26 protein-coding genes are annotated in these 23,839 nt (G+C 57.6%); 6 read left to right on the top strand and 20 right to left on the bottom strand.

Annotated features, from left to right (window positions below):
* Nucleotides 1-84 precede the first annotated feature (84 nt).
* Nucleotides 85-1,206 (top strand): ribosomal protein uL16 3-hydroxylase, encoded by a 1,122-nt coding sequence (locus OC597_RS22900; RefSeq protein WP_262210619.1) that lies wholly within the window; start codon nt 85-87, stop codon nt 1,204-1,206.
* 90 nt (nt 1,207-1,296) lie between these two features.
* Here the strand turns inward: OC597_RS22900 and OC597_RS22895 are convergent, their stop codons facing one another.
* Both OC597_RS22895 and ubiU read right to left on the bottom strand, forming a co-directional pair.
* The gene (locus OC597_RS22895; RefSeq protein ID WP_262210617.1) at nt 1,297-2,175 is read right to left on the bottom strand and encodes a U32 family peptidase; all 879 of its coding nucleotides are present in this window, start codon (nt 2,173-2,175) and stop codon (nt 1,297-1,299) included.
* A gap of 11 nt (nt 2,176-2,186) precedes the next feature.
* Complete coding sequence (gene ubiU / locus OC597_RS22890) at nt 2,187-3,182, bottom strand: ubiquinone anaerobic biosynthesis protein UbiU (protein WP_262210615.1); 996 nt, start codon at nt 3,180-3,182, stop codon at nt 2,187-2,189.
* Nucleotides 3,183-3,437: 255 nt separating this feature from the next.
* On the opposite strand from ubiU, the gene ubiT reads away from it, so the two are divergent.
* Nucleotides 3,438-3,959: a ubiquinone anaerobic biosynthesis accessory factor UbiT gene (gene ubiT / locus OC597_RS22885; RefSeq protein ID WP_085119498.1), complete on the top strand. Its 522-nt coding sequence runs from the start codon at nt 3,438-3,440 to the stop codon at nt 3,957-3,959.
* On the top strand, nt 3,953-4,456 hold the full coding sequence (locus OC597_RS22880) for a GNAT family N-acetyltransferase (RefSeq protein WP_207978090.1): 504 nt from the start codon (nt 3,953-3,955) through the stop codon (nt 4,454-4,456). Before ubiT ends, OC597_RS22880 begins: the two co-directional genes overlap by 7 nt.
* Here the strand turns inward: OC597_RS22880 and OC597_RS22875 are convergent.
* From OC597_RS22875 to speFL, 4 genes are all read right to left on the bottom strand, one after another.
* A complete protein-coding gene (locus OC597_RS22875) occupies nt 4,443-4,751 on the bottom strand; it encodes a GIY-YIG nuclease family protein (RefSeq protein ID WP_261463162.1) in 309 nt (102 codons plus the stop codon). The two genes, OC597_RS22880 and OC597_RS22875, sit on opposite strands and share 14 nt — an antisense overlap.
* Nucleotides 4,752-4,833: 82 nt before the next feature.
* Nucleotides 4,834-6,159: a putrescine-ornithine antiporter gene (potE, locus tag OC597_RS22870; RefSeq protein WP_099064511.1), complete on the bottom strand. Its 1,326-nt coding sequence runs from the start codon at nt 6,157-6,159 to the stop codon at nt 4,834-4,836.
* A 63-nt stretch (nt 6,160-6,222) separates the two neighbouring features.
* Nucleotides 6,223-8,385 (bottom strand): ornithine decarboxylase SpeF, encoded by a 2,163-nt coding sequence (gene speF, locus OC597_RS22865; RefSeq protein WP_262210611.1) that lies wholly within the window; start codon nt 8,383-8,385, stop codon nt 6,223-6,225.
* A 277-nt stretch (nt 8,386-8,662) separates the two neighbouring features.
* A complete protein-coding gene (speFL, locus tag OC597_RS22860; RefSeq protein WP_112347931.1) occupies nt 8,663-8,767 on the bottom strand; it encodes a leader peptide SpeFL in 105 nt (34 codons plus the stop codon).
* Nucleotides 8,768-9,201: 434 nt separating this feature from the next.
* On the opposite strand from speFL, the gene OC597_RS22855 reads away from it, so the two are divergent.
* Together OC597_RS22855 and OC597_RS22850 are read left to right on the top strand one after the other, a co-directional pair.
* A complete protein-coding gene (locus OC597_RS22855) occupies nt 9,202-9,636 on the top strand; it encodes a YhbP family protein (protein ID WP_207978088.1) in 435 nt (144 codons plus the stop codon).
* A gap of 46 nt (nt 9,637-9,682) precedes the next feature.
* Nucleotides 9,683-10,321, top strand: a complete 639-nt coding sequence (locus tag OC597_RS22850) for an NAD(P)H-binding protein (RefSeq protein ID WP_261285467.1) — start codon at nt 9,683-9,685, stop codon at nt 10,319-10,321.
* Here the strand turns inward: OC597_RS22850 and phnP are convergent.
* Genes phnP through phnF form a run of 11 tightly spaced genes read right to left on the bottom strand, consistent with a single transcriptional unit; the run spans nt 10,272 to nt 18,574 of the window.
* Nucleotides 10,272-11,054 carry a phosphonate metabolism protein PhnP gene (gene phnP / locus OC597_RS22845; protein ID WP_262210609.1) on the bottom strand — a complete coding sequence of 261 codons (783 nt, stop codon included), beginning with the start codon at nt 11,052-11,054 and terminating at the stop codon, nt 10,272-10,274. The genes OC597_RS22850 and phnP overlap by 50 nt on opposite strands.
* Before the next feature lie 14 nt (nt 11,055-11,068).
* On the bottom strand, nt 11,069-11,671 hold the full coding sequence (locus OC597_RS22840; RefSeq protein ID WP_012004971.1) for a DapH/DapD/GlmU-related protein: 603 nt from the start codon (nt 11,669-11,671) through the stop codon (nt 11,069-11,071).
* Entirely contained in the window at nt 11,668-12,237 is a 570-nt protein-coding gene (phnN, locus tag OC597_RS22835) for a ribose 1,5-bisphosphokinase (protein WP_261424967.1), read from the bottom strand. Before phnN ends, OC597_RS22840 begins: the two co-directional genes overlap by 4 nt.
* Complete coding sequence (phnM, locus tag OC597_RS22830; protein ID WP_262210607.1) at nt 12,237-13,373, bottom strand: alpha-D-ribose 1-methylphosphonate 5-triphosphate diphosphatase; 1,137 nt, start codon at nt 13,371-13,373, stop codon at nt 12,237-12,239. Before phnM ends, phnN begins: the two co-directional genes overlap by 1 nt.
* Nucleotides 13,373-14,077: a phosphonate C-P lyase system protein PhnL gene (phnL, locus tag OC597_RS22825; protein WP_037426035.1), complete on the bottom strand. Its 705-nt coding sequence runs from the start codon at nt 14,075-14,077 to the stop codon at nt 13,373-13,375. Before phnL ends, phnM begins: the two co-directional genes overlap by 1 nt.
* A gap of 16 nt (nt 14,078-14,093) precedes the next feature.
* On the bottom strand, nt 14,094-14,882 hold the full coding sequence (gene phnK / locus OC597_RS22820) for a phosphonate C-P lyase system protein PhnK (RefSeq protein WP_261256941.1): 789 nt from the start codon (nt 14,880-14,882) through the stop codon (nt 14,094-14,096).
* A complete protein-coding gene (locus OC597_RS22815) occupies nt 14,882-15,742 on the bottom strand; it encodes an alpha-D-ribose 1-methylphosphonate 5-phosphate C-P-lyase PhnJ (protein WP_017891399.1) in 861 nt (286 codons plus the stop codon). The genes phnK and OC597_RS22815 overlap by 1 nt, the downstream gene beginning before the upstream one ends.
* On the bottom strand, nt 15,735-16,820 hold the full coding sequence (locus tag OC597_RS22810) for a carbon-phosphorus lyase complex subunit (protein ID WP_262210603.1): 1,086 nt from the start codon (nt 16,818-16,820) through the stop codon (nt 15,735-15,737). Before OC597_RS22810 ends, OC597_RS22815 begins: the two co-directional genes overlap by 8 nt.
* Nucleotides 16,820-17,401 carry a phosphonate C-P lyase system protein PhnH gene (phnH, locus tag OC597_RS22805; RefSeq protein ID WP_262210602.1) on the bottom strand — a complete coding sequence of 194 codons (582 nt, stop codon included), beginning with the start codon at nt 17,399-17,401 and terminating at the stop codon, nt 16,820-16,822. Before phnH ends, OC597_RS22810 begins: the two co-directional genes overlap by 1 nt.
* A gap of 3 nt (nt 17,402-17,404) precedes the next feature.
* Nucleotides 17,405-17,848, bottom strand: coding sequence for a phosphonate C-P lyase system protein PhnG (gene phnG, locus OC597_RS22800; RefSeq protein WP_262210600.1), 444 nt, complete (start codon nt 17,846-17,848; stop codon nt 17,405-17,407).
* Nucleotides 17,849-18,574 (bottom strand): phosphonate metabolism transcriptional regulator PhnF, encoded by a 726-nt coding sequence (gene phnF, locus OC597_RS22795; protein ID WP_261285652.1) that lies wholly within the window; start codon nt 18,572-18,574, stop codon nt 17,849-17,851.
* Between the two features lie 236 nt (nt 18,575-18,810).
* Between phnF and OC597_RS22790 the strand changes: the two genes are divergently transcribed.
* Nucleotides 18,811-19,869: a permease gene (locus OC597_RS22790; protein ID WP_261285472.1), complete on the top strand. Its 1,059-nt coding sequence runs from the start codon at nt 18,811-18,813 to the stop codon at nt 19,867-19,869.
* Between the two features lie 53 nt (nt 19,870-19,922).
* On the opposite strand, the gene nrdG is transcribed toward OC597_RS22790, so the two are convergent.
* The 3 genes from nrdG to OC597_RS22775 form a co-directional block, all read right to left on the bottom strand.
* Nucleotides 19,923-20,387, bottom strand: a complete 465-nt coding sequence (nrdG, locus tag OC597_RS22785) for an anaerobic ribonucleoside-triphosphate reductase-activating protein (protein WP_262210598.1) — start codon at nt 20,385-20,387, stop codon at nt 19,923-19,925.
* Between the two features lie 60 nt (nt 20,388-20,447).
* Nucleotides 20,448-22,586 carry an anaerobic ribonucleoside-triphosphate reductase gene (nrdD, locus tag OC597_RS22780; RefSeq protein WP_262210596.1) on the bottom strand — a complete coding sequence of 713 codons (2,139 nt, stop codon included), beginning with the start codon at nt 22,584-22,586 and terminating at the stop codon, nt 20,448-20,450.
* A gap of 272 nt (nt 22,587-22,858) precedes the next feature.
* Entirely contained in the window at nt 22,859-23,767 is a 909-nt protein-coding gene (locus tag OC597_RS22775) for a LysR family transcriptional regulator (protein ID WP_262210663.1), read from the bottom strand.
* Between the last annotated feature and the right edge of the window lie 72 nt (nt 23,768-23,839).

Here is a 23,839-nt window from a genome sequence, read left to right as displayed (position 1 = left end):
ACCCTTTCCTTGACCCTTAACAAGGTGGACCGGCGAAGGCTCTCGCATAATCACGCCCGTGGATCCTCTTACTGGTGTGATTATATGGCTTACCAACTGAACCTGAACTGGCCCGAGTTTTTAGAGAAATACTGGCAGAAAAAACCCGTTGTTTTGAAAAATGCCTTCCCGAACTTTGTCGACCCAATCACGCCAGACGAACTGGCGGGATTGACGATGGAGTCGGAAGTGGACAGCCGTCTGGTCAGCCAGACCCATGGCGAATGGCAGGCCAGCAACGGTCCGTTTGAACATTTCGATGGCCTCGGCGAAACAGGCTGGTCCTTGCTGGCGCAGGCCGTGAACCACTGGCATGCACCCTCAGCCGAGCTGGTGCGCCCGTTTCGCGTTTTGCCGGACTGGCGTCTGGATGATCTGATGATCTCCTTCTCGGTGCCGGGCGGTGGCGTGGGGCCACACATCGACAACTACGATGTGTTCATCATTCAGGGGATGGGCCGTCGCCGCTGGCGCGTTGGCGATGCCTTGCCGATGCGTCAGTTCTGCCCACATCCGGCGCTGCTGCATGTTGATCCGTTCGAACCGATCATTGATGAAGATTTGGAGCCGGGCGACATCCTTTACATCCCGCCAGGCTTCCCCCATGACGGCTTCACCCACGAAACGGCGTTTAACTATTCAGTGGGTTTCCGTGGGCCCAACGGCCGCGACCTGATCAGCAGCTTTGCTGACTACGCACTGGAAAACGATCTGGGGGGGGCGCACTACAGCGATCCTGATCTAACCCTGCGTGAGCATCCGGGCCAGGTAGAAGAACACGAACTTGAGCGCCTGCGCTCAATGATGGTCGAAATGATCAGCCAGCCGGAAGACTTTAAGCAGTGGTTTGGCCGCTTTGCCACCACGCCGCGTCATGAGCTGGATATCGCTATGGCGGAGCCGCCGTATGAAGCGCACGAGGTGCTGAATGCACTGATGGACGGTGAAACTCTGACCCGTTTGAGTGGCTTGCGTGTGCTGCACATTGGCGACAGCTTCTTCGTCAACAGCGAACCTCTGGACACCGTGGATGCACGAGCGGCCGATGCGCTGTGTCGTTATACCGAGCTGGGCCAGCCAGAACTGGGCGATGCGTTGCAAAACCCGGCGTTTGTGGCTGAGCTGACAGAGCTGATAAATCAGGGCTACTGGTTCTTCAAAGAGTAGTTGCCGCTGTGCCGGGTGACGCTATGCTTACCCGGCCTACAAAACCAAACTCCCATCCTGTAGGCCCGGCATTCTGTGGCGTGCCTGCGATTACGACACCAATTCCAGCCCGGCGACCCGTCGCCAGTAGCCGTTGCAGTCGGCCTGATCGGTGAGGGTTAACGGCTGTGTGCCTTGCTCATTGGCGCGGAAGCGCTCGACCAGCGCCAGTGTCTCTGCCCCCTGCGGCGACAGGCGCACAATGTCCACCAGTCCCTGCATACTGGTCAACTCGTTGCCCAGGTTGTAGCAGTAGCCGCTCATGGTCTGAATGCCGTTGAGCACAAACACCTGCTGTTGTTCCTGTGAACGCATCACTCGCCCCTGCGGGTATTTAATACAACAGGTTTCGCATTCATCCTTGGCGCGATCTTCCGAACGTGCGGTAAAGCAGCGCGCGGAATAGGCCAGCGGCAGATGACCATAGCTCAGTACTTCCACCTCAAACTGCTGGCGGAAACCCAGTTCATCGCACTGTTCCAGCAGCTTGGCCAGCCAGTCGCGGGACAGCTCGACCGGCATGCACCAGCGCGTCATGCCCTGGCGGTGCAGCAGGCGCAGGGTGTAGGCGTTGTAGCAGTTCAGCGCGTGGCCGGCGACAAACGGCAGGCTGCGTTCCGCCGCCATGTTCACGGTACCCAGATCGTTGGCTTCAATCAGGAATTCCCCGTTTTCCACATAGCGCTTCAGTTCGTTCAGTTCGGACGGTGCCTGCAGCAGGGCCAGGGTGGAGATCACCACCTGTTTGCCGCTGCGGGCAATCTCTTGCGCCAGCGCCAGCCAGTCGCCGACCTTCATCTCGCGTCGCTTGGTGCAGACGCTCTCGCCGAGGTAAATAATCTCTGCGCTGCTGTTCACCGCCTGCCGGTAAAAATCTTCGACCTCGGTTTTCGGCCAGTAATACTGCACCGGGCCTAATGCGTATTTCATGCTTCCTCCTGCTACTGCCATTTACGGTGATAGGCACCGAGCGTGGTTTGAGTGCCTTCAGACACGGCACCCAGGGCTTCCATCCAGCCTGCGTCGGCCTGATAAGCGGCGGGGTCGGCCTGGCAGCGATCGATAGCCTGACGCCAGACGCGGGCCACCTGGCTAACGTAGGCCGGGCTGCGTTGGCGCCCTTCGATTTTCACCGAAGCGATATTGGCGGCCAGCAACTCCGGCAGCAGTTCCAGCGTATTGAGGCTGGTGGGCTCTTCCAGCGCGTGGTAGCGCACGTCGTCCACCAGATAGCGGCCCTTGCACAGCGTGGGGTAACCGGCATTTTCATCATCCCGGTAACAGTCGATCAGCACGCCATTCAGACGTGACTCCATGCCCTGTGCCGTTTGCTGCCAACGTACGTAGCGCGCCGGAGAACAGGCTCCGACGGTATTGGGAGACTCGCCGGTCAGGTAAGAAGAGAGGTAGCAACGGCCTTCGGCCATGATGCACAGGCTACCGAAGGCGAAGACTTCCAGCGGCACCGGGCTGGTACGCGCCAGTTGTTTGACCTGATGCATCGACAACACGCGCGGCAGTACCACCCGGCTGACATCAAAATGGCGTTGGTAGAAGCGGATCGCCTCTTCGTTGGTGGCGGAAGCCTGCACCGACACGTGGCGTTCCAACTGCGGATAACGTTCGGCGGCGTATTCCAGCATCGCCAGGTCAGCCAGGATCAGCACGTCGGCACCCAGCTGTGCCGCCATATCCACCGCACGCTGCCAGCGGGCATAGCCGTCCGGGTGAGCGAAGGTATTGATGGCGATGTGCAGTTTACGCTTGTGGCGATGCACGTACTCGACCGCCTCCTGCAGCTTTTTCTCGGTAAAGTTGAGGCCGGCAAAGTGGCGGGCGTTGGTATCATCTTTCAGGCCGATATACACGGCATCGGCGCCGTTATCCACCGCAGCCTTCAGGGCCGGCAGGTTACCGGCGGGACAAAGCAGCTCCATAGATTTATCCTGACTCAGCCGTACACCCATGGCGGGCATAGACTGTCACAATGGTTGCCGGTGAGGGTCATCAACCGGCAAACGCTAATCGGGAGGCAATTTTAGTGAAAGCGCGGTGAACAGGTTTTGATTTGAGGCAGCTTCTGGCGTATTGATAAAGCTGGCGGCGAAATGCACTATTTGTTGATATAGAGCGCTTCAGCCGTGCGCCACTGTGGCAAAATAGTGCATCTGTGTTGAAAGGAGTGAACGACAGTGTTGGAACAATTACGAGCGCGCATTGTGCGCCAAGGGCCGTCGCTGCTGCGCGTACCGCTAAAATTCACGCCGTTTGCTTTGCAGCGCCAGCTTCTGGAACAGGTGCTGGGCTGGCAGTTCCGTCAGGCGCTGGCAGATGGCGATCTGGAATTTCTCGAATCGCGCTGGTTGAAGATCGAAGTTCGCGATCTGGCGCTACACTGGTTTATGACGGTAGAAAACGACAAACTGGTTGTCAGCCAACACGCCGAAGCTGATGTCAGCTTCAGCGGCGACGCCAACGATCTGATACTGATCGCGGCGCGTAAGCAAGATCCTGATACGCTGTTCTTTCAGCGTCGGCTGCAGATTGAAGGGGATACCGAATTGGGCCTGTATGTAAAAAATCTGATGGATGCCATCGAGCTGGAAGCCATGCCTGCGCCATTGCGCATTGGCCTGCTGCAACTGGCCGAGTTTGTGGAAGCAGGGCTGCAGGAGGGCACGGTGCAAACTTCCCGTGTACCACTGACATGTTAATCCGCGTAGAAATTCCGGTAGATGCGGCGGGTATCGATGCTCTGCTGCGTCGCGCCTTTGGGCGAGATGATGAGGCTGACCTGGTGCAGCAACTGCGCGAAGACGGCCTGCTGACGCTGGGCATCGTTGCTACCGACGACGAAGGTGGCGTGGTGGGCTATGCCGCGTTCAGCCCGGTGGACGTAGCCGGTGAGGATCGTCAATGGGTCGGTCTGGCACCGCTGGCGGTGGACGAAAGTCTGCGTCGACAGGGGTTGGGCGAAAAGCTGATTTACGAAGGGCTGGACGCACTGAACGAGTTCAGCTATGCCGCAGTAGTGGTGCTGGGCGAACCTACTTACTACGGTCGCTTTGGCTTCAAACCGGCTGCTGCCTATGGGCTGCAATGCCGCTGGCCAGACACCGAGGCCGCGTTCCAGGTTTATCCCCTGGCGGAAGACGCCTTGCTTGACGTTAGTGGGGCGGTGGAATACTCCGAGCCGTTTAACCGGCTTTAACCTCAACGTCCGGCAGTAAATAATCCAACGAAAGAGGCGGGTGACTCACCAGCCTCTCTTTTTGCGTTTTGCTCAGTTGCTTGACTCGATACTCCAGCCTCAGTGCCCTTGAACGATCCCCTGCCAGGCAATGAAACGCCAGCACCAGCTCCCCTTTACCTCGCAGTGCCTTCGCACCCTTACCTGCCTGATGTTGCGCCAGCCGCCGAGCCACGTCGGTGGTAATCCCGGTATACAGCATGCCGCTGGGCATGCGCAGCATATAGAGGTGCCAGGTTGGGAGTATTTCGGTCATGAATATGCAGCAACTTTGATGGCCAGGGACGGAATATGATGGCATGTTCTCCCGTGCAATCCCATCCCCGACGGTCAATGTGTTACTGCTGTGAGCCTTTTTTCCCTACCATTTCGAAACGCGGTGAAACCATGCCGTACAGCGTCCAACCGAGGAAGGTGGCGATAGCGCCCCACATCATAGCTTCCTCACCGGAGCTGTACAGGGCATAGAAACTGTACAGTGCGCCAATGCCGGCAATGATGTTGGCAATCCGCGCTTTCTTCTCCGGTACTTTCGCCACTTTCTGAATGATGATCAGCGCCGCCATCGACAGAATATAAGGGATGATATTGGTCACCACCGCCAGATTCACCAGCACGTTGAACTGTTTATTCAGCGACGGGCTGATGGTCATCAGCGACAGCACGCTCTGGATCACTACTATGGTCAGCATGCCTTTGACCGGTGCATCGGCCTTGCTGAGTTTGGAGAAAATTTTCGGGAAGAAGCCGCTGTCGGCAGAGGATTTGAACACCTGGGCGATGGTGAACTGCCAGCCCAGCAGTGAGCCGACGCAGGACATGATCATCAAGGCCATGATGATCTTACCGACCGTTGGGTTGAACATGTGGGAAAACGCCAGACCAAATGGCGCGGTCGAGTTGGCCAGCTCCATGTTCGGTACGATGCCGGCGATCACGTTGGTCGAAACGATATAAATGACCGCGGCGCTGAGGGTACCGCCCAGTACGGCGATCGGCACGTTACGTTCTGGGTTTTCCACCACATCGGTATTGGCGCAGGCGGACTCAAGCCCCAGGAACGCCCATAACGTCATGGAGATAGAGGCGCCAACGGCTTCAAAGGTCGGCACCGAGTGGGGGTTCCACGCGGCGATATAAGCGCTGCCGCTAAACCAGTGCCAGCCGACGATTGAGATCCCCACCACCGGGATAATCACGCCCCAGACGGTGACGCCGCTGATTTTCCCGGTGAGGCGCGCCCCGCCGAAGTTGGCGACGGTAGCCAGCCATAACACGCCGATGGTGGCGATACAAATCCCCAGCGGCGACAGGTTGGCGCCAAATAGCTCGGTGCCATAGCCGACGGCGGAAATGGCGATGGCGATATTGGCGATCAGCAGCGACACACCGTAGGTGTAGTTGGCCATGAAATTGCCGGATTTACCGAAGGCGTATTCAGCATAACCACCCATACCACCGGATTTGCGGCTGAACATACCGCATTTGGCGAAGGCGTAGGCCAATGCCATCGAGCCCACGGCGGTGACCAGCCAGGAAACGATAGAAATAGTGCCGACTTCCGCCAGCTTGGTGGGCAGCATAATTATGCCAGAGCCCATCATGTTTACCGCCGTCAGGATCGTTAGTTGCACGACCCCCATTTTATTATTGGTCTTACTCATGATCATTCTCTCTTTTATAATGCGATCTGGGCGGTGAATAAAATTCACCGCCTTGTAAGGTGATTAATTTTTCATTACATAGCCGTAAGCACGGTTCCAGCCATCTTCATCCTGTTGGATATACACGCCCTGTAACTCTGGTGCGAAGCCGGGTAATAAATTGATGCTTTCTTCCAATGCCAGGAAATAACGTTGAGCGGCCCCACCCCAAACTTCACCAGGGACTACGCACAAAACACCTGGGGGATAAGGTAAAGCCCCTTCTGCGGCAATTCGACCCTCGGCTTTTGCCAGTGAAACCAATTCAACATTCCCGCGGACGAATTCGGTATTAGCGTCTTGCGGGTTCATTGCCACTCGTGGGAAATAACTTTTCCGGAACATTTCTTTCTGCAGTTCTTTAACGTCGTAACTCACGTAGAGGTCGTGCATTTCCTGGCAGAGTTGGCGCAGGGTATAGTTTTCATAGCGCTGCTGATTATTTTTATAAACCGTAGGCAGGACTTCGCTAAGTAAAGAGTCTTGCTCGATATGTTTTTCAAAGCGGGCAATCAGCGCCACCAAATGCTGCATTTTGGCGATGTCTTCGGCCGGGGTCAGCAGGAACAGAATGGAGTTGAGATCGCATTTCTCCGGTACTATGCCGTTTTCGCGCAGATAGTTGGCCAGAATGGTCGCCGGAATACCGAAATCGCTGTAGTTACCGCTCGCCGTATCGATGCCTGGCGTAGTGAGCAGCAATTTGCACGGGTCGACAAAATATTGCGATTCCTCATAGCCTTCAAAGGCGTGCCATTTCTCACCGGGAATGAAGTTGAAGAAGCGTAAATCGTTGGACATTGTCTCGGTGTCATAAGACTGCCAGGCTTTGCCATCGATTTGGTCCGGCACAAAAGGTTTGATTAAGCTGCAGGTATCCAGCAGCATTTTGCGTGCTTCAATGCCTACGCGAACACATTCTTTCCACAGGCGTCGGCCGCTTTTACCCTCGTGCATCTTGGCGTTGACGTCCAGTGCGGCAAACAGCGGGTAGAACGGGCTGGTGGAAGCATGCAACATAAAGGCATTGTTAAAGCGTTTATGGTTGCAATAACGGTCTTGTCCCTTGATATGTTTGTCTTTCTTGTGGATCTGCGAGGTTTGCGAGAACCCGGCCTGCTGCTTGTGTACGGACTGGGTAACGATGATGCCCGGGTCGTTTTCGTTGAGCTCGAGCAGCAATGGCGAGCAGTCTTTCATCATTGGGATGAATTGCTCGTAGCCCACCCAGGCCGAATCGAACAGAATGTAATCGCACAGATGACCAATTTTATCGACCACCTGACGGGCGTTATAAATGGTACCGTCATAAGTACCTAACTGAATGATGGCCAAACGGAAAGGCCTGGCTTCGTTAGCACGTTCCGGCGCAACTTCGTGGATCTGCTGGCGTAAGTAACGTTCTTCAAAGCAGTGCGCGTCAATGCCACCGATAAAGCCAAACGGGTTGCGAGCGGTCTCCAGATACACCGGTGTTGCCCCAGCCTGGATCAGCGCGCCATGGTGATTGGACTTATGGTTATTGCGGTCGAACAGCACCAAATCACCGCGCGTCAGCAGGGCGTTGGTCGCGACCTTGTTTGAGGCGGAGGTGCCGTTGAGAACGAAATAGGTTTTATCGGCGTTAAAGACTTTGGCGGCATGCTGCTCTGCCTCGCAGGGCGCGCCTTCATGGATCAATAAATCGCCCAGTTTGACGTCCGCGTTACACATATCCGAACGGAAAAGCGTTTCGCCGAAGAAGTCAAAGAACTGACGTCCTGCCGGATGCTTACGGAAGAACTCACCGCCCTGATGCCCAGGGCAAGCAAAGGTGGCGTTACCCATTTCGACATACTGGGTCAGCGTATTAAAGAAAGGTGGCAGCAGTTCACTTTCATATTTTACCGCTGCGGCCTCCAGTTGCTTGCCGTAGAACTGGGTGTTCTTGCCACAGAGTTCAAATACGCCATGCAGGGCCGGCAGGATGTCATTATCCAATTCTTCTTCACAACACACCGCGACGAACAGGGGAATATTTAGGCCAATCTCTTCGAGGTGCGCCACCATGCCTTGCGTGACGTCTTCCACCGACAGCACAATGGCAGCAATATCGTTAAAATCACTCTGATGTACATCGACAACTTCGCGTGCTGTTTCAAAGCAGCTTAATGTTTTGGTATTAGCGGCAATTTTTAATTTATTCATTTTTATCATTCTTCAGGCAAAGGCATCCCATCGACAAGTTAATAATCTTGTCGTTAATACCTTCACTAAATAAAGGCATGAGGAGAACGAGGTAATGCTTAAAGGCATAACCTGAGTTCATTCTGTTTTTTATTTTATTTCGTGCGTACCCTAAACAGTCATTTAGCTACACTATTTACCGGATAAATTAAATTGATACCGATCCTGATTTTTCAGGATAAATAATTTAGGCGTAATGGTGACAGGCTGTTAAGAGTAACAACGAGAGAGGTGGGGGTTATCTGCAGTTAAAGAAGGCGAAGCTAAAGCAGCTACGATGGGCCATCATCATAATATGAGTGGTCCGTCTTATGTGTGCCATTTTACGGTTATTGTTTTCCATTTCTAATCCACCTTATGGAGTGAAAAGATGGCGCTATTTTAACGTGCTTCAGACTAAAATATGTGATGGGTGTCACGTAAATAGCCTGTTTGATAAATAACTATTCACTTGTTATGCAGTGGTTTGAATAAAAAATGATTTTGAGCATTTTTTTATATGTAAATATTTTGATAAAAAATGAAGTGGTCAGAGCGGTAATTTTTACGGCGCCGTAGAATGAGCAGAAAAAAATGGATTTAAACCGGGTCTATGATGCCAAAATAAATCTACTTTGTTTTATATATGTTAGAAGGGTATTTATTCACATTTTGAATATAAATGCAGTGAATGTGTTTATATATTCCATTTTGTGTGGTGATGGAATTATCGTTATTTGTGACCAACTTCAACAACACAGGGTAAGATAAAGCCAGATAAAGAAGGGAGAATTGACCTTGAACACGACTGAAGAGCAGCAACAGATTGCACATTTCCTCAGCAAACAGCATGTGCTGACGCTGTGCGCCGGCAATGGCCTGGACATGTGGTGCGCCAACTGTTTTTACGTGTTTGATGCCGAGCGCATGACGCTGTGGCTAATGACTGAAACTCATACCCGTCATGGCGAGTTGATGCTGCAAAATAGCCGGGTGGTCGGCACCATTGCGCCGAAGCCGAAGACCATCGCGTTGATCCGTGGCGTGCAGTATCGCGCCGAAGCGGTGATGCTGAGCGGGGATGAAGAACAGCATGCACGTGCGCGCTACTGCAAGCGTTTTCCGATTGCCAAAGTGATGAAAGCGCCAGTTTGGCAACTGAGTCTGCAAGAAGTGAAGATGACCGACAATACCCTCGGCTTCGGTAAAAAGCTGCATTGGACGCGGGCCTGACACAACACACTATACTTTTCAGAGCGATTAATTTGGCGGAGGGGATATGGCACGGGTATTCATTGTAGGGGCCACAGGGTTGGTAGGCGGCGAACTGTTGCGCCTGCTGCAGGCCGATCCGCAGGTCACGGCGATTGTGGCGCCCTCGCGTAAGCCACTGCCGGTGCACCCAAAACTGGATAATTCTGTGGGTGATGATTTGTTCGCCCTGCTGACTGAGCAGGAGCAGCCGGTCGACATTGTGTTCTGCTGTCTGGGTACCACACGGCGCGAGGCAGGCAGTGATGCCAATTTTCACTACGTCGATTACACGCTGGTGATCGAAAGCGCGCTGACCGGTCGGCGGTTAGGTGCGCAGCACTGTCTGGTGGTCAGTGCACTGGGCGCCAGTCCGCGCTCAACCTTCCTTTACAACCGCACCAAGGGTGAAATGGAACAGGCGCTACGTGAGCAGAACTGGCCGCGCCTGACGCTGGTGCGGCCATCCATGCTGTTGGGCGAGCGCTCGTCGCCGCGTTGGTTGGAACGCCTGAGTGCACCCTTATTCAAATTGTTGCCCGGCAAATGGCGCGGAGTTGCCGCTAAAGACGTGGCGCAGACCCTGCTGGAGCAGGCGTTCAGCCCCGGCAGCGGCGTTAAGGTGCTGGAATCTGATCGGCTGCATTGCTACCGCAGTGCACGCTGAGATTATCGAACGCCAGCTCCAGGCCCGGCGGCAGCTCGTTGTCCATCAGCCATAAATCGAGATGGTGGCTGATGTGCGTCAGCAGGGTGCGGCCGGGTTGTAAGCGTTGCTGGGTTTCCAGCGCGCGGGTCAGATCGTTGTGATTGTGCGGTGCCTGCGGCTGGGGCGGCAGGCTGCAGTCGAGCACCATTAAATCGATGGGTACCCCACGCAGGTAGGCTTCGGTCGCTGGCGGTAGGCCGAGGGTATCGGTCAAATAGGCCAGCGATTTCCCTGCGGCCTGGATCAGGTAGCCCAGAGTGAGTTTCGAATGCTGCAGCGGCAGCGGAGTGATCTGCAGGCCGCCCAGCTCTACCGTTTCGAAAGGTTTGAACGGTGGCTGAAACGCCAGAATACCCGGATGTTTGAACAGATCGTCACAGCCCTGTTCATCGGCCGGGCCATACACCGGAATAAAATTTCCGCAGCCCCAGCGCAAAGGAAATAGCCCCTGTACGTGATCCATGTGGTAATGTGTCAGTAAAAAACGTTTAATTTCCCCCGCCGAAAAGCGCCGTTCCAGCGACGGCAATCCCGCATCCAGCAAGGTCGTTTCCCCTTGAAATTTAAGCATTGCACTGCAAGGTCGGCGCCGAAATGCCGGCTCGCGCCGCGCCCGCTGACACACCAGACAATCACAGCCGAACACCGGGATCTGCTGAGCACCGCCGGTACCGAGAAACGTCAGTTGCATGTCGCTACTCCCGATTATAAATACTTCTCCGCGAAGGCATGGATATCACGGAAATCCGCCAGCCGTTGTTGCAGCGTCTGATGGTCCCAGTGCCACCACTGGCTGCGTTCAATACGTTCAATCAGTGCGTCATCAAAACGCATCCCGATCTTTTTAGCTGCCACCCCGGCGACAATTTCATAGGGGGCCACATCTTTGGTCACTACCGCCGCACTGCCAATCACTGCGCCGTTGCCAATGCTGACACCGGGCATCACGATGGCGTTATGGCCGATCCACACGTCGTGGCCGATGGTCACGTGGTGCTCACGCCGCCAGTCGAAAAACGCCTCGTCATCTTCCCCCAGATCGTACTCCGACGCGCGATAGGTGAAATGGTGCTGGGCGATGCGTTGGTAGGTGGGGTGGTTGCCGGGATTGATGCGCGCGTAAGAGGCAATCGACACGAATTTACCGATGGTGGCGTAAAAAATCTGGTTATGTCCGGCGGTGTAGGAGTAGTCGCCCATTTCCACTTCTTCGAGGATCGCATCGTCGGCCAGATGGACATACTGGCCGAGACGGCTGCGGTTAAGCGTCACGTTGTCGCCGATTTTCGGCTGCGCCAAATCGTTCATGGCATGGCATCCTGTGGTTGTTTGGCGGAAGCGGGCAGCAGCGCCAGTAGCGCTGCCAGGGTATCATCAAGGTTGCCGTCGTTATCCAACCGGCTGCAAAGGGCGGGAAGTTTTTGCTGATACTCCGCCGCCCGCGCCAGCCGTTGTTCGATTTGATCGGCATTTTCACGCCCGCGATTTTGCAGGCGCTGGCGCAGAACATCGCTGCTGACCTGCAGGCATACCGGCAGCAGCTGTGCGCCATAGCGCTGCTGCGCCTGCGACAGATGGGCACGCGAGCCATTGACCACCACGTCGATCCCCTGCAACAGCCAGAGATCCACTTCGATCCCAAAGGCGTAATGGTGCTGGTGCGCCTGCCAGTCGAGGGCAAATAACCCTTTGGCACGGCGGCGCAGGAACTCCGCTTCGCTGAGCGCAATATGGTTCTCGCAGCCGGCGTCTGCCGGCCGGGTGATATAGCGGTGCGCCACCAGCGGCGCACTTTCGGCATCGGCGCGCAGTGCGGCCAACAGGCTGTCTTTGCCCGAGCCGGAAGGGCCCATCAGATAGATAAGCTGCGCCATCAGAACACCTGCTTGCCCTGACGCCACACGTTCTGCACGTAAATGTGCTCGCCGTGTGGTCGTGCCAACACCAGATCCGCCCGCAAACCTTCGGCGATAGTACCGCGATCCTGCAGATCCAGCGCCTTGGCCGGGTTGCGGGTGATCATCTGCACCGCCTGCGGCAAGCTGTAGCCGTTGCGTTCATCGGCCGCAATGCGAAACGCTGCATCCAGCAGGCTGGCCGGATAATAGTCGGAGGACAGGATATCCAACACGCCCAACGCCGCCAGGTGATGGGCTGCCACGTTGCCGGAATGCGAACCACCGCGCACGATGTTCGGCGCGCCCATCAGCACTTGTAATCCCTGCTGGTGCGAAGCGAGCGCGGCATCTTCGGTGGTGGGGAATTCGGCAATCACGCTGCCCAGCGCACAGGACTCGCTGACGTGGTCGGCGGTGGCGTCGTCGTGGCTGGCGAGCGAAATTTTACGCGCCCGACAATGGGCGGCGATCGCCTCGCGGTTCGGCGTGGCCCAGCGGGCGGAAAGCTCGACCTGACGCTCTTCATACTCGCTCATCTGCTGGTCATTAAGATGGTATTTGCCCTGATAATACTCCCGGTATTTTTCACGCGAGGCGAACTGGCGCTGGCCCGGCGAATGGTCCATCAGCGACACCAGCGACACGCCTGGCTTGTCCATCAACTGCTCGAACAGCGACAGGGTGCTCTCGTTCGGCAGCTCGCAGCGCAGGTGCAGCCGGTGCTCGGCGCGGTTGACCCCGGCACGCTGGCTGTGGATCACCGCGTCGATCATTTTTTGCAGGTTTTCCAGTCGGTGGCCGCCGTCGCGGACGTCACCGATCGCCACCGCGTCCAGCACGGTGGTGATACCGTTGGCTACCATCAGCGCATCATGGCTGCTCATGGCCGAATGCGCCGGCCAGTCGACGTTTGGCCGCGGGGTGAAAAACTTGTCCAGATTGTCGGTATGCAGCTCAATCAGCCCGGGCAACAGCCAGCCACCTTCACCGTTCAACGCCTGCGGCAACTGGCTTGGCGTATCGGCAAAGCTGCGGATCACACCGTCGTTGATCTCCAGCGATCCTTCGACGATCTGATCTTCCAGCACCAGTTTCACGTTATTGATGATCATCAGAGGATCTCCAGCGCCTGTGGCGCCTGCATGTCATATAACCGGTCGGCGACCTGCTGACGGACGCCTTCATCATGAAAAATGCCGACGATGGCTGCACCACGTTGTTTAGCCTGCTCGATCAGCCCGACCACTGCCGCGCTGTTACGGCTGTCGAGTGAGGCGGTCGGTTCGTCCAGCAACAGGATTGGGTAGTCGACAATAAAGCCGCGAGCGATGTTCACCCGCTGTTGTTCACCGCCGGAAAAGGTAGACGGCGCCAGCTGCCACAGGCGTTGCGGGACGTTGAGCTGGTTGAGCAGCGTCTCGGCGCGTTCACGGCATTCGGCGCGGTTGACGCCCTGTTCCAGCAACGGCTGCATTACTACATCCAGCGCGCTGATACGTGGGATCACCCGCAGAAACTGGCTGACCCAGCCGAGGGTGTGACGGCGTACCGCCAGGATCTGGCGCGCTTCGGCCTGCACCATGTCCAGCCATTCCCCCTGGTGATTGACCCAGATATGGCCGCTGTCGGGCAGATAGTTGGCGTACAGTGAGCGTAGCAGCGTGGATTTACCGCTGCCGGAATGGCCGTGCAGTACCACGCATTCGCCGCTGCTGACCGTCATGTTGGCGTCGTGCAGTACCGGCAGTTGCGTGCCGTGTTGCTGGTGGAGCACAAAGGTTTTGCTGAGGTGTTCAACCCGGATTTGAATAGTCATTTATCATTACCTTGCGTTACGACAGCACCGAAGAAACCAGCAGTTGGGTATAAGGATGGTGCGGATCGTCCAGCACCCGGTCAGTCAGGCCGCTTTCCACCACTTCTCCCTGTTTCATCACCAGCAGCCGGTGTGCCAGCAGGCGCGCCACGCCGAGATCGTGGGTGACGATCACCGCCGCCAACTGCATCTCTACCACCAGCGTGCGCAGCAGATCGAGCAGTCGCGCCTGTACTGAAACGTCCAGCCCGCCGGTGGGTTCGTCCATAAACACCAGCTTGGGGTGAGTCACCAGATTGCGGGCAATTTGCAACCGTTGCTGCATACCGCCGGAGAAGGTGGTCGGCAGATCGTCAAGGCGTGACACCGGGATCTCGACGTCCTCCAGCCACTGTCCGGCCTGACGGCGGATGTCGCCGTAGTGACGCTGGCCGATAGCCATCAGCCGTTCGCCAATGTTGCCACCGGCAGAAACCTTGGGCCGCAGCCCGTCGAGCGGATGCTGATGCACCACACCCCAGTCGGTGCGCAACAGGCGGCGGCGATCGCTTTCCGCCATCGCGTACAGGTCATGCTGTTGCCCGGCCTGCGGACGATAAAGGATTTGTCCGTGCTGCGGTGCCAGCCGTGCGGAGATAGATTTCAGCAGCGTGGTCTTGCCGGAGCCGGACTCGCCAACGATGCCCAGCACTTCGCCGGGGTAGATATCGAAAGACACATCGCTAAAGCCTTTGCCCGGCGCGTACAGATGGGTGAGGTTATTCACCGACAGCAGTGGCGTGGTGCTCAGAGGGGTAGAAGTCATCAGTGCTGCGCCTCTTGCGAAGGTTGCGCCAGCTGCTGCTGGCAGTAATCGGTGTCGGAACAAACGAACATGCGGCTGCCCTGATCGTCGAGCACCACCTCATCCAGGTAGCTGTGGCGTGAGCCGCACAGGGCGCAGGGTTCGTCCCATTGCTGCACGGTGAAAGGATGATCGTCGAAGTCCAGGCTTTCCACCTTGGTGAACGGTGGCAGGGCGTAGATACGCTTCTCGCGCCCGGCACCAAACAGCTGCAGTGCCGGCATCATGTGCATTTTCGGGTTATCGAATTTCGGGATCGGCGACGGGTCCATCACGTAGCGGTCATTGACCTTCACCGGGTAGGCATAGGTGGTGGCGATATGGCCGTAGCGTGCGATGTCCTCGTAAAGTTTCACCTGCATTACGCCGTACTCTTCCAGTGCGTGCATTTTGCGGGTCTCGGTTTCACGCGGTTCGATAAAGCGCAGCGGCTCTGGGATCGGCACCTGATAAATCAGGATCTGATCTTCGCGCAGCGCAGTTTCCGGGATGCGGTGTCGGGTCTGGATCAGCGTGGCTTCTGGCGTGCGTTCGGTAGTTGCCACCCCGGCGACGCGTTGGAAGAAGCGACGGATGGAGACCGCGTTGGTGGTGTCATCGGCACCCTGGTCGATCACCTTCAACACGTCGGCGCGGCCAATCACGCTGGCGGTCAACTGAATGCCGCCGGTGCCCCAGCCGTAAGGCATTGGCATCTCACGGCCGCCGAACGGCACCTGATAACCGGGGATCGCCACCGCCTTCAGAATGGCGCGGCGGATCATGCGTTTGGTCTGTTCGTCCAGATAACCCAGGTTATAACCGGTTAATACTTCACTCATCGCGGGCCTCCTGACGCTCGCTGAACTCCTGTCGCAGGCGTTTGAGCAATTCCAGCTCGGCCTGAAAATCGACGTAGTGGGGCAATTTGAGGTGGGAAACAAAGCCGGCGGCTTCGACGTTGTCGGCATGGGCCAGCACGAACTCTTCGTCCTGCGCCGGGCTGGCGATGCCTTCGTCGTAGTCGGGGCTTTGCAGTGCGCGGTCGACCAGCGCCATCGCCATTGCCTTGCGTTCGGCGCGGCCAAACACCAGGCCATAGCCACGGGTGAAATGCGGCGGCTGGTCGGCCGGGTCGATAAAGCCGTTGACCATTTCACACTCGGTCAGCAGGATCTCGCCGATACCTACCGCGAAACCCAGCTCTTCAGGCACGATCTCCGCCGAAACATAACCGGTACGGATCTCACCGGCGAACGGGTGGGTGCGGCCGTAACCGCGTTGGGTGGAGTAGCTCAGCGCCAGCAGAAAACCTTCGTCACCGCGCACCAGCTGTTGCAGACGCGCCGAGCGTGAACAGGGGTAAACCGGCGGATTGCGGGTGATATCATCCGGCGCGGTGCCGTCGTCCTGCTCCGCCAGTGCCAGTTGCTGCTGACTGAGTAAGTCGAACACGTGGGCGCAGTTCTCCGGCAGCGGTTCGTCGGCCTGCGGCGCACGCGGCGCTTCGCCTTCGGCCAGCAGGGCAAAATCCAGCAGGCGGTGGGTGTAATCGTAGGTCGGCCCCAGTACCTGGCCGCCGGGCAAGTCCTTGTAAACCGCCGAGATACGGCGTTCCAGCCGCATATTTTCGGTCGCCAATGGCTCGCTGACCGCCAGCCGTGGCAGGGTAGTGCGATAGGCGCGCAGCAGGAAAATAGCCTCGACCAAATCGCCACTCGCCTGCTTGATGGCCAACGCCGCCAGCTCAGGATCGTAGATGCCGCCTTCGGTCATCACCCGATCCACCGCCAGGCCCAGTTGTTGTTCAATCTGTTGGGTGCCGAGCGCCGGTACGCTGTCGTCACCGCGCCGCAGCTGTTCCTGTAACTGATGGGCGGCCTCAATGGCTTTTTCGCCCCCTTTAACGGCAACGTACATCAGCACACCTCCACATGGGTGGTCCGCGGCAACGCCAGCAGGCGCTCACCGCAGGTCAGCAGGAAATCCAGCCCCAGCGGGAAGCGCTGCGGGCGGTTAATCAGGTAGTCCAGCAGCACTGGCGGCAACGAGGGCGAGATCACCCGTTGCTGTTCAATGCCGGGGCCGGTCAGGCGCAGTGCAGTGCCCTGTTCCAGGCTGTCGAGCTGTACCACTACCGTGGTGCTGAACTCGGGGGAAATCTCACTGCCGTGCGGCAACGCCTGTAAATCAGCAGCCTGCAATTGTGTATCGAACAGGGCAAAACACACTTCTTCGGGGTTATTGGCCAGCGGCGCACCGCTGTGGAAGCGAATATTTGTTAGCACTTGCTCACTCTCCAGCGCCAGACAGAGTTGGATCGGGGTTTCCTGATCGGCCAGCGTCAATAACGCAGCGGTACTGGCGGCGTTCAGCGAGCCCCAGGCCGGACTTTCAGGCAGGGTGACAATATGTCCTGGTTCGCTCAACGCCTTAAGGATCAAGCGGAAAGCCTGTTGCGATTGTTCAATCGGTTGTGCAAAACCTGTCAGTAGGCTCATCGGTTAATCTCCTCGCACCAGCGTAAAGAAGTCGACCCGGCTGGAGGCGACGGCCCGGGCGCGGAGTTGGCGTTGCTCGTGCTGCAGTGCGGCCAGCGGCTCAATCAGCTGTTGTTGCAGTAATTCGGCCTGCTCCGGCAGTTGCAGCAGGGCATCCACCAGTGCGCAGAGTTCGGCATGCGCCTTGTCACGTCCGGCGATATAGCTGTAGCCGTAGCCGCCGTTTTCCAGTTGCACCACCGCACGGGTGACGGTCATGTCGCCCAACACAAAGCGACGGCCGGTGGCCCCCATGCGGCCTTGTAACTGCGCCAGGCCAATCTCCGGCGCGCGAATGGTTTGGTAGCGCGGGCTGAGGTTCAGCGCCTGCCAGTGGCTGCGCAACTGGGCCGGTTGGCTGTGCGCCAATACCGACATCCAACGTTGTCTTGGCTGTAAGGCTTGCATTCAGTGCTCCATGGTCAGTTCAATCATGTCGGCGCGCGCCAGGCTGACGGAGTATTCCGCCACGCTGTCACTGCCGGTGCAGACGTTCAGGGTGCGCACGCACAGCAGCGGCGCGTGGGTGGCTATTTCCAACAACTGACTCTCTTTAGCCTGTGCGCGGCGTGCGCTGATGCGCGTCTGCTTGCGGGTCAGCGGCTGGTGGATGTTGAGTTCGATAAATTCGTGCAATGAGCCGCTGTGGAACTGCTGCAGCGCCGGCCACCAGTCCAAATCGGGCAGATAATGGTCGATCAGGCTCATTGGCACGCCGTTGACCCGGCGCAGGGTGCGCAGGTGGATCACCGTTTCGCCTTCTTCACGCGACAGTGCGCTGGCTACATGCCCATTGCACGGGCGCAATACTGCTAGTAAGCGCTCACTGGTGGGGTGACTGCCCTGCTCGAACAGGTTCTGGCTGAACCGGGTATTGGCATGCAGCGGGTAGTCATACGGGCGCATCAGCACCAAAATACCGATGCCGTGCCGACGTTGCAGCCAGCCGCGATCCACCAATTGGTCGACCGCGCGGCGCAGGGTATGGCGATTGACCTGATAGCGCTCTGCCAGCTGTTGCTCGGAAGGCAGGTAGTCGCCACAGCGGTATTGAGTACGCAGCTCTTGCTCAAGCTGTGCGGCGATCTGCTGGTAACGGGTAGGGAAACTGGTCGGATGTCTAGATAAGTCCATCATAATAAAAACCTCGGCGTGCCGAATACTCATTAAAATCCAGGGGTTGTCAGCCTTTCTTACCGTGCTGGTGCTTACCCTATGACTTTCAAGCTGGCGTTATCTTGCCGGGCCCAGATGACAATCTCGTTACGCGTCAGTGGCGAACAGATGAACTATTTTGGACAGGCTGATGATGCGCCCGTGGCCGTGGCGCGCTAAGCTGACGTCATTGTTCACTGAACCGAGCCAACCCGATGCCACATCCCCTGACCGCAACTGAACACCGCAGCCGCCCCTGGCCGCTGTGGAAACCGATCCTGTTTCTGCTGGTGGTGGCCGTAGGCCTCTACTACGTCAAATGGCAGCCTTATTACGGCAAGGCATTTCTGGCGGCGGATACCCACTCGATTGGCAAATCGATACTGGCTAACGGCGACAGCAGCCCGTGGCTGGCGGCCTGGCACTATGCGCTGGTTTATTTCACGGCGGTGTGGAAGGCGGCGGTGCTCGGCGTGGTGTTGGGCTCGCTGGTGCAGGTGCTCATCCCGCGTGATTGGCTGATGCGTACGTTGGGCCACCCGCGCTTCTCCGGCACCCTGTTGGGCGCGGTGATCGCGCTGCCGGGCATGATGTGTACCTGCTGTGCCGCACCGGTTGCTGCCGGGCTGCGCCGTCAGTCGGTGTCCAGCGGGGCGGCGATGGCGTTCTGGCTGAGTAACCCGGTACTGAACCCGGCGACGCTGATTTTTATGGGTTTTGTGCTGGGTTGGCAGTTTGCCGCTATCCGGCTGGTGGCCGGGGTGATAATGGTGTTGGGCATTGCCTGGCTGGTGCAACGTGCCACCGCCAAGGATCCGCAGCCTGCGGCACTGCAAATGCCGGTGATACCACTGGAGAAAACCGAGGCTCAGCCCTTTCTTGGCCGTTGGCTTAAGGCATTGTGGTCGCTGTTTTGGTCCACTATCCCGATCTACATTCTGGCGGTGCTGGCGCTGGGGGCGGCGCGTGTCTGGTTGTTCCCGCATGCTGACGGCGCGATAGACAACAGTTTGCTGTGGATTATTGGGCTGGCGATCGCCGGTTGCCTGTTCGTGATCCCCACGGCGGCGGAAATCCCGATTGTGCAGACCATGATGTTGGCGGGAATGGGCACTGGCCCGGCGTTGGCGCTGTTGATGACCCTGCCGGCGGTCAGCCTGCCTTCGCTGCTGATGCTGAACAAAGCCTTTTCCGCCAAGGCCCTGTGCCTGACCGCCGCGCTGGTGGCACTATGCGGGATCGTCACGGGCGTAGTGGGAATGGGGTTGGTATAGGTGGACGTGGCCATCTCCCTCTCCTGGGGGAGAGGGCCGGGGTGAGGGGATGATCAACGCAGCTTATGCACTACCTGATTAGCGCTGCCGCGCCAGATCAGCGCCGGGTCTTTTAAATCCGGCACGAATTTACCGTCAATCAGCACGTTAATCCGATCCGCGATTTGCATCTGCTGGGCATCCAGCTCTGCCAACCGGTAGCCGGTCCACAGCCAGATATCCTTGCCGGGGCATTCGGCAAGCACCCGTTTCACCAGTTGCAGCACCGCCGAGACATTGGCCGGATGCAACGGATCTCCACCGGACAGCGACAGGCCCTGACGCGGAATACGCGTGTCGTTCAGATCGGCAATCAACTGGTCTTCCATCGTCTGGCTAAACGGCTGGCCGGAATTGAGCCGCCAGGTGCTTTTGTTGTAGCAACCGGGGCACTGGTGCACGCAACCGGCAACAAACAGCGTGCAGCGGGTGCCGGGGCCGTTGACCACGTCGATGGGATAGTACTGGTGGTAATTCATATTTCGCTTTCTGAAAGTAGGGGCTCAGCATGCTGAGCCCTGATTTATAGCCGCCCGGCGTTAGCCGATCTGTCCGTTCCCCAGGTGTTTCACCCGGCGTTTCACTTCTTCCTGCTTACCGGCGTTGAACGGTCTGGCGTCCGGACTGCCGAGGTAACCACACACCCGGCGGGTCACCGACACCTTGGACGGTTCGTGGTTGCCGCATTTCGGGCAGGTGAAGCCCTTGCTGGTACAGGAAAATTCGCCGGTAAAGCCGCACTCGTAACACTCATCGATCGGCGTATTGGTGCCGTAATAAGGCACGCGGCTGTAGCTGTAATCCCACACGTCTTCCAACGCTTTCAGGTTGTGCTGCAGGTTCGGGTATTCGCCGTAACAGATGAAACCGCCGTTGGCCAACGGGGGATAGGGCGCTTCAAAATCCAGCTTGTCGTAAGGATTGACCTTTTTCTCTACGTCGAGGTGGAAACTGTTGGTGTAATAGCCTTTGTCAGTGACGCCCGACACCACGCCGAAATCGGCGGTATCGAGTCGACAGAAGCGGTCGCACAGGTTCTCGCTCGGCGTGCTGTACAGGCTGAAGCCGTAACCGGTCTCATCTTTCCAGCTCTCGGTGGCGGCCCGCAGGTGGGCGACAATGGCAACGGCCTTGGCGCGCAGCGTTTCATCGTCGTAAACGTGTTGCTGGTTGCCGAACAGTGCGTTGATGGTCTCATGCAGGCCGATATAGCCCAGAGAGATCGACGCACGGCCATTCTTGAAGATCTCGGCGATATTGTCGTCCGCCTTCAAGCGCACACCGCAGGCGCCTTCCATATACAGGATCGGTGCAACCCGGGCCTTGATGCCTTCCAGCCGGGCGATACGCGTCATCAGCGCCTTCTTCGCCAGCAGCAAACGTTGGTCCAGCAGACGCCAGAAGCGGCTTTCATCGCCCATCGCCTCCAGCGCGATACGCGGCAGGTTCAGGCTGATCACGCCGATATTGTTGCGGCCGTCGTGCACCAGTTCGCCATCCTCTTCATAGGTCCCGAGGAAGCTGCGGCAGCCCATTGGGGTTTTGAACGAACCGGTGACTTTCACCACCTGATCGTAATTGAGGATGTCCGGATACATGCGCTTGCTGGCGCATTCCAGTGCTAACTGTTTGATGTCGTAGTTAGGGTCACCGTACTGGTGATTGAGACCGTCACGGATGGCGAACACCAGTTTAGGGAAGACTGCCGTCTTGCGGTTCTTGCCCAGCCCGGCGATGCGATTTTTCAGGATCGAACGTTGGATCAAGCGGGATTCCCAACAGGTACCCAGGCCGAAACCAAAGGTGACGAACGGCGTCTGGCCGTTGGCGGTGTGCAGGGTGTTGACCTCATATTCCAGCGACTGGAAGGCGTCGTAACACTCTTTTTCGGTGCGCGCCATGGCATAGCTCTGCGCGTCCGGGATTTGCCACTGTTCGGCGACCTGCTGATGCTTTTGGAAGCTTTCGCTGACGAACGGCGCCAGGATCTCATCGATGCGGTTAATGGTGGTGCCGCCATAAATATGGCTGGCGACCTGCGCGATGATCTGCGCGGTGACCGCGGTGGCGGTGGAGATCGACTTCGGGGGTTCGATCTCGGCGTTACCCATCTTGAAGCCGTTGGTCAGCATGCCTTTCAGATCGATCAGCATGCAGTTGAACATGGGGAAGAAAGGCGAGTAATCGAGATCGTGGTAGTGGATCTCGCCACGCTCGTGGGCTAGCACTACGTCACGTGGCAGGATGTGTTGCTTGGCATAATGTTTGGCAACGATCCCGGCCAGCAGATCGCGCTGGGTGGGGATCACCTTGCTGTCCTTATTGGCGTTCTCGTTCAGCAGCGCCATGTTGCTTTGCTCCACCAGGCCGCGGATCTCCTGGTTCAGCCGGCCGCGCAGCTCACGTGCGACGTCGCGATCGTGGCGATATTCAATATAGGCGCGCGCCAGCTGTTTGTATTCGCCGGCCATCAGCTGATTTTCTACCGCCTGCTGGATTTCATGGATATCAACGCGCTGTTGCTGTGACATCCGCTGAGCGACTACGCGGGCGACGGTTGCGCAGTAGTCGGCATCGACAATACCGGCGGCCAGCGCGGCGCGCTCGATAGCTTGCCCAATACGTGCCTCGTCAAAAGGTACCTGACAACCGTCCCGTTTAATCACTACTGGTTTCACGTTGTTACTCCTTGTTCCCCGAGGGAGCGCTGATGCCCGGCAGGCTAAAAGCTGTTGGGTATCGGTATGATTTCGGCTTATCCACAGGGCAATGCCGCAGCGCACAAGGGCTGAGGCGACGTGTGGATAGTTTTGTTGATAACTACTACATATAGGTACTGGTGTTTCTTAACGCACTATATATAGATATTGGCGGAATTCTTTTGACATAGGACAAGGAAATGGAAAGAGCGGGCGTTAGCTGTACAACCGATTATTTTTGGCCTGAAAACTCAGGCCGGGCGGTGACGAAAATGCTCGAGCAGGAACTCAACCCAGACGCGTACCCGTGGCGGCAAATCGGCGGAGGCATAGTACAACCACAGCTGGGTTGGCTGCGGCCAGCAGTCCGCCAGCACGGTCTGTAGCGTGCCTTGTGCAAAATGAGGTTCCGCATACCAGCGCGCCAGACAGACGATCCCCAGCCCGGCTAACGCCGCATCCAGCAGCATCTCTGGTCGGCTGGCGACCAGGCGGCCATGCAGCTCCAGCGTTTTGGCTTCGCCATGTTGTTGCAACGGCCATTTTACGCTGCGGCCGGTGGCCGGATTACGGTGCAGCAGACAGTTATGCCGCAACAGATCCTGCGGATCTTGCGGCATACCGTGTTGCGCCAGATAGCCGGGCGAGGCTGCCAGCACCATCTGCATCGGATACAGCGGCCGCGCCACCAACCGGCTGTCGGGATCGACCCGGCTGCCGATCCCCACATCAAAGCCTTCCCCCACCAGGTTGACCACTCGCGCATCCAATGAAAGATCGAGGTCGATCTGCGGGTAACGCTCGAGGAACTGCGGGATCAACGGCATCAGCATCTGGCGGCCGAAGCCCGGGATCATGCTGACGCGTACCGTGCCGGACGGCGCCTGCTGTGCGCTGCCGGCGGTTTCCAGCGTGGCGGACAGTGCCTGCCACAAGGGGGCCACTTGCTGCAACAGCGCCTTGCCTTCGTCGGTCAGCACCACGTTGTGGGTGTTGCGTTGGAACAGCCGCAGCGCCAGCTTTTCTTCCAGCACGCGGATATTTTTGCTGATGGCCGCTGGCGTGACGCCCAGTTGGCGTGCGGCAGCGGAAAAGTTCTGTGCCTGGGCGGCGGCGAGGAATGCTGGCAGCAGGCGATGCACGTCAAAGGGCAGTGACATAATGGTTGATACTTTCAGTTGAAATTGAAGTGACAACCCACAGCCTACACCCGACGCGCAGGAAATGGAAAA

The organism is Serratia proteamaculans, assembly GCF_946227095.1.
Lineage (GTDB): Bacteria > Pseudomonadota > Gammaproteobacteria > Enterobacterales > Enterobacteriaceae > Serratia > Serratia proteamaculans_E.
The sequence above is the reverse complement of the archived record's forward strand: the minus strand, read 5'-3'. Positions and strand labels throughout refer to the sequence as shown.

Excerpts from the sequence above, each read along its gene's own strand:
- phnF (WP_261285652.1), bottom strand. The coding sequence starts at position 18,574 with ATGGACTTATCTAGACATCCGACCAGTTTCCCTACCCGTTACCAGCAG.
- phnK (WP_261256941.1), bottom strand. The coding sequence starts at position 14,882 with ATGACTTCTACCCCTCTGAGCACCACGCCACTGCTGTCGGTGAATAAC.
- OC597_RS22900 (WP_262210619.1), top strand. The coding sequence starts at position 85 with ATGGCTTACCAACTGAACCTGAACTGGCCCGAGTTTTTAGAGAAATAC.
- OC597_RS22810 (WP_262210603.1), bottom strand. The coding sequence starts at position 16,820 with ATGTACGTTGCCGTTAAAGGGGGCGAAAAAGCCATTGAGGCCGCCCAT.
- nrdG (WP_262210598.1), bottom strand. The coding sequence starts at position 20,387 with ATGAATTACCACCAGTACTATCCCATCGACGTGGTCAACGGCCCCGGC.
- OC597_RS22775 (WP_262210663.1), bottom strand. The coding sequence starts at position 23,767 with ATGTCACTGCCCTTTGACGTGCATCGCCTGCTGCCAGCATTCCTCGCC.
- OC597_RS22840 (WP_012004971.1), bottom strand. The coding sequence starts at position 11,671 with ATGAACGATTTGGCGCAGCCGAAAATCGGCGACAACGTGACGCTTAAC.
- ubiU (WP_262210615.1), bottom strand. The coding sequence starts at position 3,182 with ATGGAGCTGCTTTGTCCCGCCGGTAACCTGCCGGCCCTGAAGGCTGCG.
- phnP (WP_262210609.1), bottom strand. The coding sequence starts at position 11,054 with ATGCAACTGACGTTTCTCGGTACCGGCGGTGCTCAGCAGATCCCGGTG.
- OC597_RS22815 (WP_017891399.1), bottom strand. The coding sequence starts at position 15,742 with ATGAGTGAAGTATTAACCGGTTATAACCTGGGTTATCTGGACGAACAG.
- OC597_RS22790 (WP_261285472.1), top strand. The coding sequence starts at position 18,811 with ATGCCACATCCCCTGACCGCAACTGAACACCGCAGCCGCCCCTGGCCG.
- phnN (WP_261424967.1), bottom strand. The coding sequence starts at position 12,237 with ATGGCGCAGCTTATCTATCTGATGGGCCCTTCCGGCTCGGGCAAAGAC.
- OC597_RS22895 (WP_262210617.1), bottom strand. The coding sequence starts at position 2,175 with ATGAAATACGCATTAGGCCCGGTGCAGTATTACTGGCCGAAAACCGAG.
- phnG (WP_262210600.1), bottom strand. The coding sequence starts at position 17,848 with ATGCAAGCCTTACAGCCAAGACAACGTTGGATGTCGGTATTGGCGCAC.
- OC597_RS22875 (WP_261463162.1), bottom strand. The coding sequence starts at position 4,751 with ATGACCGAAATACTCCCAACCTGGCACCTCTATATGCTGCGCATGCCC.
- OC597_RS22850 (WP_261285467.1), top strand. The coding sequence starts at position 9,683 with ATGGCACGGGTATTCATTGTAGGGGCCACAGGGTTGGTAGGCGGCGAA.
- potE (WP_099064511.1), bottom strand. The coding sequence starts at position 6,159 with ATGAGTAAGACCAATAATAAAATGGGGGTCGTGCAACTAACGATCCTG.
- phnM (WP_262210607.1), bottom strand. The coding sequence starts at position 13,373 with ATGATCATCAATAACGTGAAACTGGTGCTGGAAGATCAGATCGTCGAA.
- phnL (WP_037426035.1), bottom strand. The coding sequence starts at position 14,077 with ATGACTATTCAAATCCGGGTTGAACACCTCAGCAAAACCTTTGTGCTC.
- phnH (WP_262210602.1), bottom strand. The coding sequence starts at position 17,401 with ATGAGCCTACTGACAGGTTTTGCACAACCGATTGAACAATCGCAACAG.
- OC597_RS22880 (WP_207978090.1), top strand. The coding sequence starts at position 3,953 with ATGTTAATCCGCGTAGAAATTCCGGTAGATGCGGCGGGTATCGATGCT.
- speF (WP_262210611.1), bottom strand. The coding sequence starts at position 8,385 with ATGAATAAATTAAAAATTGCCGCTAATACCAAAACATTAAGCTGCTTT.
- speFL (WP_112347931.1), bottom strand. The coding sequence starts at position 8,767 with ATGGAAAACAATAACCGTAAAATGGCACACATAAGACGGACCACTCAT.